Origin of the sequence: Thermomonas paludicola (assembly GCF_024498955.1) — a bacterium.
GTDB lineage: Bacteria > Pseudomonadota > Gammaproteobacteria > Xanthomonadales > Xanthomonadaceae > Thermomonas > Thermomonas paludicola.
This window is the reverse complement of record NZ_CP093311.1, coordinates 1554047-1569807: the sequence shown is the minus strand read 5'-3', so window position 1 is coordinate 1569807 and position 15761 is coordinate 1554047. Positions and strand designations below refer to the sequence as shown.

The window sequence follows — 15761 nt, the reverse complement described above, 5'->3', positions numbered from 1 at the left end:
TTTCTGGAATTGCATCGAGGACTGGAGCCCCGCCTTCGCGGGAATGACGGGCTAGAGCATTGCCAGAGCGAGTGGGACAGGCCATGACGGATTGGCAACCCACCGCCACGCTCGACGCCCTCCGCCTGCGCGCCCGCTTCAACCGCCTTGTCCGGGAGTTCTTCCACGCCCGAAACGTACTGGAAGTCGAAACCCCGGCGCTGTCGCTGGCCGGCAACACCGAGCCGAACATCGCCTCGTTCGCACTGGAGTTTTCCGGGCGCACCGACGGCGCGCCGCGCACGCGCTGGCTGCGCACGTCCCCCGAGTTCGCGCTGAAGCGCCTGCTGGCGGCGGGCGTCGGCGACTGCTACGAGCTGGGCCGCGTATTCCGCGACGGCGAGGCCGGTGGCCGGCACAACCCCGAGTTCACCATGCTGGAGTGGTACCGCGTCGGCTGGGATCACCTGCGCCTGCTCCACGAGACCGTCGAGCTGGTGCGCGCCGCGCTGGCGCTGGTGGGGCGCGACGTCGCACCGGTGGTCACCACGTTCCGCGATCTGTATTGGCAGCGCTTGCAACTCGATCCGCTGACCGCCGGCATCGAGACCCTGCGCAACGCGCTGGGCGAGGTGGCGATCGATCCCGACGGCCTGACCCGAGACGACTGGCTGGATTTGCTGATGACCCATCGTCTGCAGCCCCTGTTCGGCGCCGACATGCTGCTGGCGGTGCATGACTGGCCGGCGTCGCAGGCGGCGCTGGCGCGCATCCGCGAGGGCGATCCGCCGGTGGCCGAGCGCTTCGAGCTGTATCTCGGCCCGCTGGAAATCGCCAACGGCTACCACGAACTGTGCGATTCGGCGGAACAGTGTGCGCGCTTCGAGCGCGACGCCACCATGCGCGCACAGCGCGGGCTGCCGGCGATTCCGGTGGATGGCGCGCTGTTGGCGGCGCTGGAACACGGCCTGCCGGCCTGCGCAGGCGTGGCGGTTGGCGTGGATCGCCTGCTGATGGCGCTGCTGGGCACGGAGAAGATCGCCGACGTGCTGGCGTTCGACTCCGCGCATTCCTGAACGTGAAACTGAATGCGTAATGTCCGGTGGTTGGGGACGCCCCGCATTTTTGCCTGCCGTTAATGCGCGATGCCTACATTCGAGGCTGAGGATCGCGCCCATGCCGGGCCGAAGGAAGGAGGAATTGGATCATGCGCACCCTGATTGCTGTTGCCGCCACCGTGCTTGCCGCATCCGCTGCCGTGCCAGCGGCCGCCCAGAATTACGGCCCCAATGGCTATCGCGGCGACGTGGTGCGCTGTGAATCCATTGATGGGCGCAGCCGCGAATGCGCCACCGACGGTGGGCGCTTGCAGTTGCTGCGCCAATTGTCGCGTTCGCCCTGCATCGAAGGCCGCAGCTGGGGCCAGAGCCGTCGCGGCGTTTGGGTGGCGCAGGGGTGCCGCGCAGAGTTCATTTCCGTTCGCCGCCACGGCGGTTGGGATCATGGCGGTCGAGGCAACGGCGGCTGGGGCAACGGCGGCTGGAATGATCACGGCATTGGCGGTCGCTCGTTTGTCTGCGAGTCCAACGGTGGCCGTTACACCGAATGCGCGGCCAATACCCGGGCCGGCGTGCGCCTGATCCGCCAGCTTTCCAATGCCCCCTGCATCGAAGGCCGCAGTTGGGGATATGGGCGCTACGGCATCTGGGTGGCGCGCGGCTGCCGGGCGGAGTTCCGCAGCTTCTGAGCGAGGCGGTTGCATCACCTGCGACATGGCCGGTGCGCGCATTGCACCGGCCATGTGGGCGAAGCGTGATGATGGTCATGGTTTAATGTGCGCATGACCGAAGCCGATTTTGTGTACGACCGCTACGACCATGTTCGCCCCATCCGCTGGACGGGCGAGGCGCTGGAACTGCTGGATCAGCGCGTCCTGCCATTTACCCTGGTTCACGAAGCTTGCCGCAGCAGCGAGGAAGTGGCCGACGCCATCCGCGCGCTGGTCGTGCGCGGCGCGCCGGCGATCGGCATTGCCGCTGCCTGGGGCGTGGTGCTGGCTGGGCGTGGCCTGGAAACCAACGATTCGGCTGAAGCGCTGCGGCGGCTGGAGCCGGCAATACAGCGCTTGCATGCCGCGCGGCCGACTGCCGTCAACCTGGCCTGGGCGCTGGCGCGCATGCGCGGCGTGCTGGCGCGCAGCGGCGCGGACTGGTGCGAGGCGCTGGAACGCGAGGCGCGCGCGATCGAGACCGAGGATCTGGCCGCCAACCGCGCCATGGGCCGCGCCGGTGCGGCGCTGATCGAGCCCGGCAGCGGCGTGCTCACCCACTGCAATACCGGCTCGTTGGCCACCGCCGGTTTCGGCACCGCGCTGGGAGTGATTCGCGCCGGGGTGGCCGAGCAGCGTATCGGGCGTGTGTTTGCCACCGAAACCCGGCCGTGGAACCAGGGCGCACGCCTGACGGCATGGGAGCTGAGCCAGGATGGAATCGACGCCACGCTCATCGTGGATTCCGCCGCCGCCCACCTGATGAAAACTGGGCAGGTGCAGTGGATCGTGGTGGGCGCAGACCGCATTTGCGCCAACGGCGACACCGCCAACAAGATCGGCACCTACCAGCTCGCCATCGCAGCCAGGCATCACGGTGTCAAATTCATGGTGGTGGCGCCGTCGTCCACGGTTGACATGGCCACCGCCGCCGGCGATGCGATTGAAATCGAACAGCGCGACCCTGCGGAACTGTTGGCGTTCCGTGGCAAGCGCGTGGTGGCGGAGGGCGTGCGCGCCTGGAACCCGGTGTTCGACGTGACCCCGCACGCGCTCATCGACGCCATCGTGACCGAGAAGGGCGTGGTGCTGCAGCCAGGCGCCGACAAGATGCGGGCGTTGTTCGCGGCGCAATGACGCGTTTGCATTGATCGCGCGCGCCTGTCGCGAACATATCGCAAGCCCTTGATCCAGCGGGCATCTAAGGGTGCTTTCGATGCCCTTGGATGGTATGATTTCCCGTTGTTGAAATTCCCGCCAAACGCGCTTGCGGAACACGTTTCCGCAGCCTGCGCGCGGGCCGAACACCACGCTACGAAACGGACGCACGATGGCCGATCTCGCCAAGGAAATCATCCCCGTCAAGCTGGAAGACGAGATGCGTCGCAGCTACCTTGATTACGCGATGAGCGTGATCGTGGGTCGCGCGCTTCCCGACGTGCGGGATGGCCTGAAACCCGTCCATCGGCGCGTGCTGTTCGCGATGACCGAACTGGGCGCGCACAGCAACAAGCCGTATTACAAGTCGGCGCGCATCGTGGGTGACGTGATCGGCAAATACCATCCGCACGGCGACAGCGCGGTGTACGACACGTTGGTGCGCATGGCGCAGCCGTTCTCGCTGCGCTACATGCTGGTGGATGGGCAGGGCAACTTCGGCTCGATCGACGGCGACAGTCCGGCGGCGATGCGCTACACCGAGGCGCGGATGTCGCGGCTCAGCCACGAGCTGATGGCCGACATCGAAAAGGAAACCGTCGATTTCCAGCCCAACTACGACGAGAAGGAGCTGGAGCCCACGGTCATGCCGACCCGGGTGCCCAACCTCCTGATCAACGGCTCGGCCGGCATTGCCGTGGGCATGGCCACCAACATCCCGCCGCACAACCTGGGCGAGGTGGTGGATGCCACCATCGCCCTGATCAATGATCCGGACATCGACATCGATGGGTTGATGGAATACATCCCCGGGCCGGATTTCCCCACTGCCGGCATCATCAACGGCGTGGGCGGCATCCATCTGGCCTACCGCACCGGCAAGGGCCGCGTGCGGATGCGCGCCAAGGCCGACATCGAAGTGGCCGACAATGGCCGCGAGTCGATCATCGTCACCGAGATCCCGTACCAGGTGAACAAGGCGCGGCTGATCGAGAAGATCGCCGAGCTGGTCAAGGAAAAGAAGCTCGAAGGCATCAGCGAGCTGCGCGACGAGTCCGACAAGGACGGCATGCGCATCTACATCGAGATCAAGCGCGGCGAATCCGCCGACGTGGTGCTGAACAATCTTTACTCGCAGACCCAGATGGAGTCGGTGTTCGGCATCAACATGGTGGCGCTGGTCGATGGCCGCCCGCAGCTGCTGAACCTCAAGCAGATCCTGCAGGCGTTCGTCCGCCATCGGCGCGAGGTGGTGACCCGGCGCACCATCTTCGAACTGCGCAAGGCGCGCAGCCGCGCGCACATCCTCGAAGGCCTCACCGTTGCGTTGGCCAACATCGACGCGATGATCGAGCTGATCAAGACCTCGGAAAATCCGCAGGTCGCCAAGGAACGCATGCTGGCGCGCTGCTGGCAGCCCGGCCTGGTCGGCGCGCTGCTGGCGGCCACCGGTGCCGAGGCATCACGCCCGGAAGACCTGCCGGCAGGCGTCGGCCTGCTGGCCGATGGCTACCAGCTGACCGAAACGCAGGCCCAGCAGATCCTGGAAATGCGCCTGCATCGCCTGACCGGGCTGGAGCAGGAGAAGCTGACCGAGGAATATCGCCAGCTGCTGGAGGAAATCGCGGGCCTGATCCGCATCCTCGAACACCCGGATGTCCTGTTGGACGTGATCCGCACGGAGTTGCACGACGTCAAGGCCGCGTTCAACGACGAGCGCCGCAGCGAGATCCGCGCCTCCGAGGAAGACCTGGACATCCTCGACCTGATCGCACCGGAAGACGTGGTGGTGACGCTGTCGCACGCCGGCTATGCCAAGCGCCAGCCGGCCACCGCCTACCGTGCGCAGCGCCGCGGCGGCAAGGGGCGCAACGCGGCTTCCACCAAGGACGAGGATTTCATCGACCAGCTGTGGCTGGTCAATACGCACGACACGTTGCTGACCTTCACCAGTCATGGCCGCGTGTTCTGGCTGCCGGTATACCAGATTCCGGAGGCCGGGCCGAATGCGCGCGGCCGCCCCATCGTCAACTGGATTCCGCTGGAGCAGGGCGAGAAGGTACAGGCGGTGCAGCCGGTGCGCGAGTATGAAGACGGCAAGTTCGTGTTCTTTGCCACCCGCAATGGCACGGTGAAGAAGACCCCGCTGACCGAATATGCATTCCGCCTGGCGCGCGGCAAGATCGCGATCAACCTGGCCGAGGGCGATGCGTTGGTCAATGCGGAGTTGTCCGATGGCACCCGCGACATCCTGCTGTTCGCCAGCAATGGCAAGGCCGTTCGCTTTGCCGGCGACAGCGTGCGCCCGATGGGTCGCACCGCCACCGGCGTGCGTGGCATGAAGCTGGCGGATGGCGAGCATGTGGTCAGCCTGATCGTGCAGGACGGCGACGGCGACATCCTGACCGCCAGCGAACGCGGCTTCGGCAAGCGCACCCCGGTGGACGACTTCCCGAAGAAGGGGCGCGGCACCCAGGGCGTGATCGCGCTGAAGACCAGCGAACGCAACGGCGCATTGGTGGGCGCGATCCAGTTGACCGAAAGCCACGACGTATTGCTGATTTCCGATGGCGGCACCTTGGTGCGCACCCGCGCCGCCGAGATCGCCCAGGTCGGCCGCAATACCCAGGGCGTGACCCTGATGCGGCTGGCGGCCGATGAGAAGTTGCAGGCGATCGAGCGCCTGGACGCGTCGCTGGACGATGCGGAAGGCGAGGGCACTGGCGGCGCCGACTAGGTGCCCACGGTGGCAAGATGGGTGACAGGGACTGACATCGGCAGGGGTTGAATGGGCGCGTTGGGATGGATGCTTGCGGCCGGCGTGCCTGCCCTGTCGGTCGTGGCGGCGCTGGCGCTGAAGCGGCGCGCTGGGCGCAGTTCGCAGGCGCCCGCTTCAACAGCAAGCGGTGCAGCGCCATTGCCGCCGCAGGTTGGGCCGGCGCTGCAAGTCGACAATGCCGTCGCGGTCATTGCGGATGGCCGCGAACTGCTTTTCCGTCTGCATGCCCTGCCGTTCGCCGGGACGGCGGCAGGCGCCGAGCCTTCCACGGCAGAGATGGCCCGGCATGCGGACGTTGCCAATGCATGCGCCAATTTGCTGGAGCGATCGGAGTTCCACGCCCGGCACATGCCGCGGCGGCCGCAGTTGTTGCCGAAGCTGATGCGCGCGATCAACGATCCGGAGGCGTCGCTGGAGCGCATCACCGGCGTCATCGCGGAAGACCCGGTGCTGTCTGCCAATCTGCTGAGAATCGCCAATAGCCCCTATTACCGGACCCAGAAGGAACCCGTGGAAAGCCTGATGCGGGCGGCGTCGTTGCTGGGCCTGGACGGGCTGCGCCCGGTTGTTGCGGCAGCACTGGTGCAGCCGGTCATGCAGACCGGGGACTCGGCATTCGGGCAACTTCCCGTGTTGATCTGGGAGCACACGCGCCTGGCGGCGGACTTTGCATCGGGGCTGGTCCGGGGCGCGCATCGCAAGGACGATGCATTCTCCGCGCAGCTGCTGGGGCTGCTGCACGGCCTGGGCGCCATCCTGGTCGCGCAGGCGCTGCGTGACAGCTACGCCCTGCATCCGCAACTGCGGCCCGACCCCCGCACGGTTGCCCGCGTGCTGGACGCGTACTCTGCGCCGGTGGCGCGCAGCATCGCGGCGTCGTGGGAGATGTCCGAACGCATCGGCGCCGCGCTGGACGCGCAGCAGCTGGACGCGATGCCCGCTGATGCCCTGGGGCGTGCGCTTTGCGCCGGGCGCGTGGCGGCGGCGCTGGCGATGTTGTACCGCCAGGGGGCGATGGAACGCGATGACTGCCTGCTGCAGTTGTCGGCGTGGGCAGGCGCGCATGCGGTCCAGGACGCGCTGGTCGCGTCCTGGTCACGGCTGAATCCCTGAGCGAACCTGCGCGGGAACGGGTTGCGCGATTGCACGGTGCGCCGCGCCTATGCCGCCGCCATCGCGGCGTGGCGCGGCCTATACTCGCGGCGGACTGCCCGGGATGGATACCGCCATGACGTTTGCTCGCGTTTCTTCGCTGCGCACCCTGCTTGCGCTGAGTCTGGTCCTGTTGCTGGCCGTCGGGCTTCCCGCCTGCAAGCGCAATACGGATGGGCAGTTGCCAACGGCAGGCGGCGAAGCGATTCACGCCCAGCGCGAGACCGTGAAGGGCTTCGCCGTGGTGCGCGCCTGGCCCGACCAGCGCTCGGAAGGGCTGGCGGTCGCGGTCGAATTCTCGCGCCCTTTGGTGGGCACGCAGGATTTCGACAAACTGCTGGTCATCGACGCCAAGGGCGACGGGCAGAGCGGGTGGACGCTGTCGGATGACGGCAAGACCCTGCGCTTTCCCTATGTGGAAGCCGACAAGCATTACACCGTCAAGCTCTCCGGTGAGTTGACCGCCGCCGACGGCAGCAAGCTGGGCCGCGAGGTCGAATTGAAGGTGTACACCGGCGAGCTGGACCCGGCCGTGGGGTTTGCATCGCAAGGCAGCGTGATTCCGGCAAGGGAATCGCGCGGATTGCCGGTGGTGTCGGTGAACGTGGATGAGGTGGATGTCGAGTTCCTGCGCGTGCGCGACGCCGCGCTGCCGCAGTTCTTTTCCGAATACCAGCGGGGCGGCAGCCGCAGCAACTGGGAGCTCGACCCGTCCTGGTACGACCCGGACGACGAGGACAGCAGGTCGCCGATTTCAAAACTGGCAGAACCGGTGTACGTGAACCGCTTCGTATTGGGCGGCGAACGCAATGAGCGCGTGTTGAACTACCTGCCGATCCAGAGCATCGCCGAGCTGCAGAAGCCGGGGCTGTATTTCGCGGTGATGAAGAAGACCGGCACCTTCAAGGGTGAGTTCGATGTCGCCTTCTTCAGCGTCAGCGACATCGGCCTGCACGTGCGCGCCTACAAGGACAAGCTCTTTGTCCACACGGCATCGCTGGCCGACGGCGACGGCATCGCTGGCGTGGAATTGAAGGTGCTGGACGCGCGCGGCGAGCCGGTGTTCAAGGGCCAGACCGACAGCAACGGCAACGCGCTGCTCAATTACACCCTGGACGCGGCACATGTGCTGACGGCGCTGCACGGCAAGGACATGTCGATGTTGCCGTTCAACCAGCCGGCGCTGGATCTGTCCGAATTTGCCGTGGATGGACGCGAACAGGCCTGGTTCGATGTGTTCGCCTGGGCCGGGCGTGACCTCTACCGTCCCGGTGAAACCGTGCGGGTGTCCGCACTGCTGCGCGATTTTGATGGCAAGCCGGTGGCGGCAAGGAACGGCAAGAGCCAGTCGTTGTTCGTGCGGCTGAAGCAGCCGGACGGCAAGACGTTCGTGGAGTCGCGCATCGAGCCCGGCGCGCAGGGTTACTTCCACTTCGAAAAAGCCATTCCCGTCGAAGCGCCCACCGGGCGCTGGCAGGTGGAGTTCCGTACCGATCCGGCCAGCCAGGAAGCGGTGCAGGGCATGAGCCTGCGCATCGAGGAATTCCTGCCCGAGCGCATGAAGCTGGACCTGGACAGCGCGGCGCCGATCCTGCGTCGCGGCCAGCCGTTCGCGCTGCATGCCAAGGGCGCCTACCTGTACGGCGCGCCGGCATCCGGCAATCGCTTCACCGCGAAGCTGGCGGTGAAAGTGGACCAGCACCCGCTGGAACAGCTGAAAGGCTGGTTCTTCGGCGACCCCACCGTGGCGCTGCCGAAGGACGCGAAGGATGTGGTGGATGCCACCCTGGATGCACGTGGCGAGCTTCGGGAAGACATCGCGCTGCCCGACGAGGTGAAAGGCGACACGCCCGTGCAGGCCATCGTGTCCGGCAGTCTGTTCGAAACGGGCGGGCGCAGCATCAACCGCAGCGTTGCCCGCACCCTGTGGCCGGCCGATGCGCTGGTGGGCGTGCGTCCGCTGTTCGACGATACCGACGGCGCCAATGCCAATGGCAATGCGGGCTTCGAGCTGATGCGCTTTGGCCGCAACGGTCAGCCCATCCCGGCAAAAGGATTGAAGGTTGCGCTGGTGCGCGAACTGCGCGACTACCACTGGACCCACGACAGCAGCAGCGGCTGGAGCTACGATTTCACCCGGCGCTACAAGACCGTGGAGACGCGCACGGTCGATGCGGGCGCCACTGCGGCGCGCATCGACATGCCGGTGGAATGGGGCGACTACCGGCTGGAAGTGTTCGACCCCGCCACGCGCCTGACCATGCGCTATCCGTTCCACGCGGGCTGGGGCTGGGGCGACGAGAATCGCGGGTTGGATGCACGTCCCGACAAGGTCAAGCTGGCGCTGGACAAAGCCGGTTACCGCACCGGCGACAAGCTGAAAGTCACGCTGACCCCACCGCACGCTGGCAAGGGACTGGTGATGGTGGAAAGCGACCGCATGCTGTTCCTGCAGTCGGTCGATGTGAAGGCCGGCACGGTGGTTGAAATTCCGGTGACGGCGGAGTGGGAACGCCACGACGTGTACATCACCGCGCTGGTATTCCGCGGCGGCAGTGCGGCCAGCAAGATCACCCCGGCGCGGGCGGTGGGCGAGGTGTTCGTGCCGATGGATCGCCAGGCGCGTCGCGTGGCGGTGGGGCTTTCGGTGAAGAAGCAGGTTCGCCCGGAGCTGCCGCTGCAGGTCACGGTCAGTGCGCCACAGCTGGCGGGCAAGCAGGCCTTTGCCACGGTCTCGGCCGTGGATGTGGGCATCCTCAACATCACCGGCTTCCCGGTGCCGGATGCCAATGCGCACTTCTTCGCGCAGCGCCGGCTTGGGGTGGACGCCTATGACATTTATGGCCGCGTGATCGAGAGTTTCGAAGGAGGCTTGGCGAAACTGCGGTTTGGCGGCGACATGGCGCTGGCCGCGTTGCCGCAGGCGCGCCGGCCGACCGCGCGGGTGCAAACGGTGGATCTGTTCTCCGGGCCGGTCCAGCTGGATGCCAAGGGCATTGCGCGGATCGCGCTGAACGTGCCGGATTTCAACGGCACGCTGCGGGTGTCGGCGCTGGTGTATTCGGATGCGCAATACGGCAATCGCGATGCCGAGGTGGTGGTGCGCGCGCCCATCGTGGCCGAAGCCAGCATGCCGCGGGCGATGGCGCCGGGCGACCGCGGCACGGTGACCTTGGACATCACCAACTACACCGGCAAGGCGGGTGAATTCAAACTGCAGGTGAGCGGCATCGGGCCAGCCTCGATTGGCGATGGCGGGCGCTCGCTCAAGCTGGGGTCCGAGGCCAAGACGACCGTCAGTTTTCCGCTGGCCGCACAGGAAGGATTCGGCGTGGCGCAGGTGCGGGTGCGCGTCGATGGCAATGGCGCCAAGGTGGATCGGAAATACGATTTGCCGGTGCGGCCGGCATGGCCGTCGGTGCTGCGCTCGCGCAGCGAAGTCCTGGCGGCAGGTGAGGCCGTCCGCATGGACGCAACCCTGGCCGATGGCTTGATGCCCGGCTCGGTGCGTGCGCGCATGCTGGTCAGTGCGTTGCCGCCGCTGCCGTTCGGCGCTGCGCTGAAGGGCGCGCTGGACTATCCCTATGGCTGCGCCGAGCAGACCACCAGCAAGGGCTACGCCGCACTGGAACTGGACGCGGACACCGCGCAGCGCTTCGGCGTGCAAGGCTTGGATGCCGGCAAGCGCCGTGCGCGCATGGAAGGTGCATTTGGACGGCTGGCATCGATGCAGGTCGGCAGCGGCCATTTTTCGATGTGGGGGGATGACGACAATGTCGATCCGCTGCTGACCCCGTACATCGTCGAGTTCCTGCTGGACGCACGCCAGGCCGGCTTTGCCGTTCCGGACGCGATGCTGCAGAATGCGCTGCAACGCCTCAACGAGGACCTGCTGGCGGGTGGCAGCGAGTTCTACGGCCGCGACCATCGCCAGTACCTGAAATTCGCCTATCAGGCCTATGCCGGCTATGTGCTGGCGCGGGTCAACCGCGCGCCGCTGGGAACCCTGCGAGCGCTGTACGACAACGACCGCAAGCAAGCGCTGAAGGGGCTCCCGCTGGTGCAGCTGGGCCTGGCGTTGGCGATGCAGGGCGACAAGGCGCGTGGCGAGAAAGCCATCGCCGCAGGCTTTGCATTCACTGGCGATCGCCAGGGGTGGCTGGGCGACTACGGCACGCCGCTGCGCGACAAGGCGTTGATGATCGCGATGACCCATGAGCGCGGCTATGCCAAGCCGGCGTATGACGCGCAGGTGATCGAGCTGGGCCGCGAGCTGGATGCGCGGCGCCGTGCTTCGCCGTGGTTCTGGCTGAGCACCCAGGAGCAGATCGCGCTGGCGCGGCTGGGCAAGGTGCTGCTGGTGAGTCAGAAGAAGCAGGTCGCCGGCACGCTTTCCGTGGCTGGCAAAGAGGAAGCGATTGCAGCGGCCCGCAGCTTTGCCCGCGAGGTCGATTACGCCGATCTGGCCAGGGGGCTGCGCTTCCTGCCACGGGGCGAACCGCCGTTTTACGCCAGCCTGGACGTGGCCGGCGTACCGCGTCGCGCACCGGCCCCGGATCAACGCGTGATCAAGGTCGAGCGTACCCTGTACGGAGTCGACGGCAAGCCGTGGACGCCGCGCCCGCTGAAGGAGGGCGAAGCGCTGATCGTGCGGGTGGCGATCACTGCCGACCGCAACATGCCTGACGCCCTGCTGACCGATCTGTTGCCGGCGGGCCTGGAAATCGAGAACTTCAATCTTGGCGATGCCAGGCAGTGGGCCGATGTGGTGGTGGATGGGATCAACATCGATGAGCGTTCGGATGCGGCCAGCGTTCTCCACGAAGAGTTCCGCGAAGACCGGTACGTGGCCGCGCTCAAGCTGGACGCCGGCGACACCGCGCACGTGTTCTACCTGGTGCGCGCAGTGACGCCGGGGGTTTACACCGTGCCGCCGCCGCTGGTGGAGGACATGTATCGGCCGGACCTGCGTGGCGTGGGTCGCGCGGTGCCAGCCAGCATCACGGTGGTGCAGCCGTGAGCGATGCCTTGGACAGGGGAAACGCGATGTGAATCGCGATCTCCCGGGGCTGACGGGGCCATGCAAACGCCTGTTGCCGTGGCTGCGGTGGGGAACGGTCGCACTGCTGTTGGCGTTGCTGGTTCTCGACTGCGCCTTTCCCCTGCCGCTGCCGAAGGCACGCGATTCAGCCACCGTGGTGACCGCTCGCGACGGCAGCCCGCTGCGGGCATTCGCCGATGCGCGCGGCGTGTGGCGCTATCCGGCCACGGTGGACTCGGTTTCGCCGCTGTATTTGCAGGCCTTGCTGGGTTACGAAGATCGCTGGTTCTGGCGTCATCCCGGCATCAATCCGGTGGCGTTGCTGCGTGCGGCAGGGCAGATGGCGGGCAGCCGCCACATCGTCTCGGGTGGCTCCACCCTGACCATGCAAGTGGCGCGAATCATCGACCCCGGCTTGCACGGCGCACGCACGCGCAGCCCGCTGGGCAAGCTGCGGCAGCTGCTGCGCGCGCTGCAGCTGGAAGTGCACCTGTCCAAGCGCGAGATTCTGACCCTGTATCTTGAGCGCGCGCCCTTCGGCGGCACCATCGAAGGCGTGGAAGCCGCCAGCTGGGCCTATTTGGGCAAGCCGGCGTCGCGCCTGTCGCATGCGGAGGCGGCGCTGCTGGCGGTGCTTCCGCAATCGCCAAGCCGGCTGCGCCCGGACCGCGAGCCTGCGGCGGCGCAGCTTGCGCGCGACAAATTGCTGGCACGGATGGCTGCACTCGGCGTGTGGACACCTGTGCAGGTGGCGGATGCGCGCATCGAACCCGTGGTGTCGCGCCGGCTGCGCAACCCGATGACCGCCGCCTTGCTGGCGCGCCGGCTGCATGCCGCCCAGCCCAAGGCCGCGCGCATCGTCACCACGCTGGATGCCTCATTGCAGCGGGCGCTGGAGGAGCGCGTCACCAGTTATTTCTCCAGCCTGCCGCCGCGCACGTCGGCCGCGCTGCTGGTGGTGGACAACGCCAGCCTGGAGGTGCGTGCGTACGTGGGTTCGGTGGCATTTGCCGACAAGGCGCGGTTGGGCCACGTGGACATGGTGCAGGCGTGGCGCTCGCCCGGCTCCACCCTCAAGCCATTCCTGTACGGCATGGCCCTGGATGACGGCTTGATCCACTCGGAAAGCCTGTTGGTGGATGCGCCGCAGTCATTTGCGGGCGGTTACCGTCCCGGCAACTTCGATACCGCGTTCAGCGGACCTGTCGGCGCCGCCGAGGCGCTGCGCCAGTCACTCAACGTGCCGGCGGTGGATGTGCTGGAACGGGTGGGGGCCGCGCGCTTCGCCGCGCGACTGCAGCACGCGGGGCTGGCACTGAAATTCCCGCGTGGTGCGGCGCCCAATTTGTCGATGATCCTGGGCGGCACCGGCGCGCGATTGGAAGATCTGGTGGGCACGTTCGCCGCGCTGCAGCGGGGCGGGATCGCCGGGCATGTGCGCTTCACGCCGGACGCGCCGCGGATCGAGCGCAGGCTGCTGTCGCCGGGGGCGGCGTGGATCGTGCGCGAGATCCTGGCGGGCAATGCGCGCCCGGGTGAAAGCGCCGAGTTGTTCGACACCGGCCGCCGGCCGCAGGTGGCATGGAAAACCGGCACCAGCTACGGCTATCGCGATGCCTGGGCAATCGGCGCCACGCCGCGCTACAGCGTGGGCGTGTGGGTGGGGCGGCCTGACGGCACGCCATTGCCCGGCCAATATGGCGCAGTGACCGCGCTGCCGCTGCTGTTGGAGGTGATCGACAGCCTGCCGCGCGTGCCGGGTGACGCCGTTCGCATTCCGATGCCGGCCAGTGTCGCCGAAACCGCGATTTGCTGGCCGCTGGGCATCGCCGCCGAGGCGCAGCCATTGACGCTGTGCAAGAAGCGGATGAAGGCATGGACGCTGGACGGCGTGGTGCCGCCCACCTTCCCCGAGCGTGAAGCGCGGCTGTGGGGCGCGGGCGTGGAACGGTTCGAGGTGGATGCAATCAGCGGGTTGCGCCTGTCTGCGGACTGCACGGCCGCGCACGTGGCGCAGCCCCGCCGGATTGCCCGTTGGCCGGCGCTGTTGTCGCCGTGGCTGCCAAATGCGTGGCGAGAGGCGGCCAGCCTGCCTGCACTGGCGCCGGACTGCGCCGATGATGGCCGCACGGCGCTGGAGACGTTGCATATCTCGGGCGTCAACGCGGGAGCCAGCCTGCTGCGCCCGCCCGGGCAAGCCGGTGGGGTGAAGTTGGCCCTGCGCGCGGTGGGCGCGCGTGGCCGCGTGCAGTGGCTGCTGGATGGGCGCTGGATTGGCGAAAGCGCGGGCGCGCAGCCGCTGCAGCGCGAGTTTTCCGAACCGGGCCGGCACGACCTGACCGCGCTGGCCGACAGCGGCGCGTGGGACAGCCTGCGTTTCGCGATCCTCGACTAAGCCGTCAGCCGGGCAGGTTGGCCAGCACGTGCTCGGCCGAGGACACCCGGAACTCGCCCGGCTCCTCCACCCACAACCCGCGCACCACGCCGTTTTCGGCGTACAGGGCAAAGCGCTTGCTGCGCATGCCCATGCCGTAGCCGCTGGCATCCATCTCCAGGCCCAGTGCGCGGGTGAAGCCGGCATTGCCGTCGGACAACATGCGCAGTCCGTCAGGCACGTTCTGGCTGTTGCCCCAGGCCTGCATCACGAAGGGATCGTTGACCGCCATGCAGGCGACCAGGATGCCGCGCGAATGGAACGCATCGAAATTCGCGACAAAGCCCGGCAGATGGCGCTCGGAGCAGGTCGGGGTGAAGGCGCCGGGAACCGCGAACAGCACCACCTTCTTGCCGTCGAACAAGGTGTTCGTGTCGATCCGGTGGACGCCGTGCTCGATGTACTGCAGCACTGCTTCGGGAATGCGATCGCCGAGTTGAATCGTCATCGATGGCGCCTTATGTCACGAAAGTCGGTTGAGTCTAAACCTGCTGGCCGCCGGCATCGGATAATGTGGGCAGCAATCGCGCGTTGGAGCAGACATGGAGTTCAAGGATTACTACGGCATTCTCGGCGTCGAACCCAGCGCGGGCGAGGCCGAGATCAAGACCGCCTATCGGCGGCTGGCGCGCAAGTACCATCCCGACGTCAGCAAGGAAAAGGGCGCCGAGGACAAGTTCAAGGAGATCAACGAGGCCTTCGAGGCGCTGCGCGACCCGGCCAAGCGCAAGGCCTATGACCAGCTGCGCGCGGGCGGCTATCGGCCGGGCGACGAGATCCGGCCGCCTCCCGGCGGGTTTGGCCGCGGCCAGGGTGGGCAACCGGATTTCGATTTCGATGAGATTTTCGCCGGCGGCGGGGCAGGTGGTGGCTTCTCCGACTTCTTCGAAAACATGTTCGGGCGCGGCCGCGCGAATGGCGGCACGCGCGGTGGCCAGCCGGCCGGCGACACGCGGGCCAAGCTGGCGGTTCCGCTGCAGGCGGTCTATGCCGGCAACAGCGTGCGCATCGCGGTGAGCGGGAAGACGCTGGACGTGCGGGTACCCAAAGGCGTGCGGCCGGGGCAGGTGATCCGCCTTGCCAGGCAGGGCAACGGCGGTCGGGATCTGTTGCTGGAAGTGGAATACGCGGCCGATCCGCAGTTCGAGGTGGATGGCCGCAACATCATCCACGTGCTGCCCGTGGCGCCGTGGGAAGCGGCGCTGGGCGCGACGGTCAGCGTGCCGACCTTGGGCGGCGCGGTGGAATTGAAGATTCCGGCCGATTCCGAATCCGGCCGCAAGCTGCGCCTGCGTGGGCGCGGTTTGCCGGGCGGCGGCGGTGCCGCCGACGGCGACCAGATCGTGGAGTTGGAAGTTCTGGCACCCAGGGCGCACAACGACGCCCAGCGCAAGGCCTACGCGAAAATGCGCGATGCGTTTGGCGATGATTGGCGGCGCAGTTGAGGAAC

General features: G+C 67.2%; 9 protein-coding genes. 8 read left to right on the top strand and 1 reads right to left on the bottom strand.

Features of this window, described 5'->3' with window-relative positions; all coding sequences use genetic code 11:
* The first annotated feature begins 83 nt into the window (after positions 1 to 83).
* The 7 genes from epmA (at position 84) to pbpC (ending at position 14272) form a co-directional block, all read left to right on the top strand.
* Positions 84 to 1055, top strand: coding sequence for an EF-P lysine aminoacylase EpmA (epmA, locus tag LIW09_RS07260; RefSeq protein WP_256644986.1), 972 nt, complete (start codon positions 84 to 86; stop codon positions 1053 to 1055).
* A gap of 131 nt (positions 1056 to 1186) precedes the next feature.
* Positions 1187 to 1726: a DUF3011 domain-containing protein gene (locus LIW09_RS07255; RefSeq protein ID WP_256644985.1), complete on the top strand. Its 540-nt coding sequence runs from the start codon at positions 1187 to 1189 to the stop codon at positions 1724 to 1726.
* Positions 1727 to 1819: 93 nt separating this feature from the next.
* Positions 1820 to 2884 (top strand): S-methyl-5-thioribose-1-phosphate isomerase, encoded by a 1065-nt coding sequence (gene mtnA, locus LIW09_RS07250; RefSeq protein WP_256644984.1) that lies wholly within the window; start codon positions 1820 to 1822, stop codon positions 2882 to 2884.
* Positions 2885 to 3077: 193 nt separating this feature from the next.
* Positions 3078 to 5642, top strand: a complete 2565-nt coding sequence (gyrA, locus tag LIW09_RS07245; RefSeq protein WP_256644983.1) for a DNA gyrase subunit A — start codon at positions 3078 to 3080, stop codon at positions 5640 to 5642.
* Positions 5643 to 5693: 51 nt separating this feature from the next.
* Positions 5694 to 6797: an HDOD domain-containing protein gene (locus LIW09_RS07240; protein WP_256644982.1), complete on the top strand. Its 1104-nt coding sequence runs from the start codon at positions 5694 to 5696 to the stop codon at positions 6795 to 6797.
* A 103-nt stretch (positions 6798 to 6900) separates the two neighbouring features.
* Complete coding sequence (locus tag LIW09_RS07235; RefSeq protein ID WP_425507873.1) at positions 6901 to 11856, top strand: alpha-2-macroglobulin family protein; 4956 nt, start codon at positions 6901 to 6903, stop codon at positions 11854 to 11856.
* A gap of 28 nt (positions 11857 to 11884) precedes the next feature.
* Positions 11885 to 14272 (top strand): penicillin-binding protein 1C, encoded by a 2388-nt coding sequence (gene pbpC / locus LIW09_RS07230; protein WP_256644980.1) that lies wholly within the window; start codon positions 11885 to 11887, stop codon positions 14270 to 14272.
* 4 nt (positions 14273 to 14276) lie between these two features.
* Here pbpC and LIW09_RS07225 read toward each other — a convergent pair whose 3' ends face one another.
* Positions 14277 to 14759 (bottom strand): peroxiredoxin, encoded by a 483-nt coding sequence (locus LIW09_RS07225; protein WP_256644979.1) that lies wholly within the window; start codon positions 14757 to 14759, stop codon positions 14277 to 14279.
* A 94-nt stretch (positions 14760 to 14853) separates the two neighbouring features.
* Here LIW09_RS07225 and LIW09_RS07220 point away from each other — a divergent pair, with 94 nt between their 5' ends.
* Complete coding sequence (locus tag LIW09_RS07220) at positions 14854 to 15756, top strand: DnaJ C-terminal domain-containing protein (RefSeq protein ID WP_256644978.1); 903 nt, start codon at positions 14854 to 14856, stop codon at positions 15754 to 15756.
* The last annotated feature ends 5 nt before the right edge of the window (positions 15757 to 15761 follow it).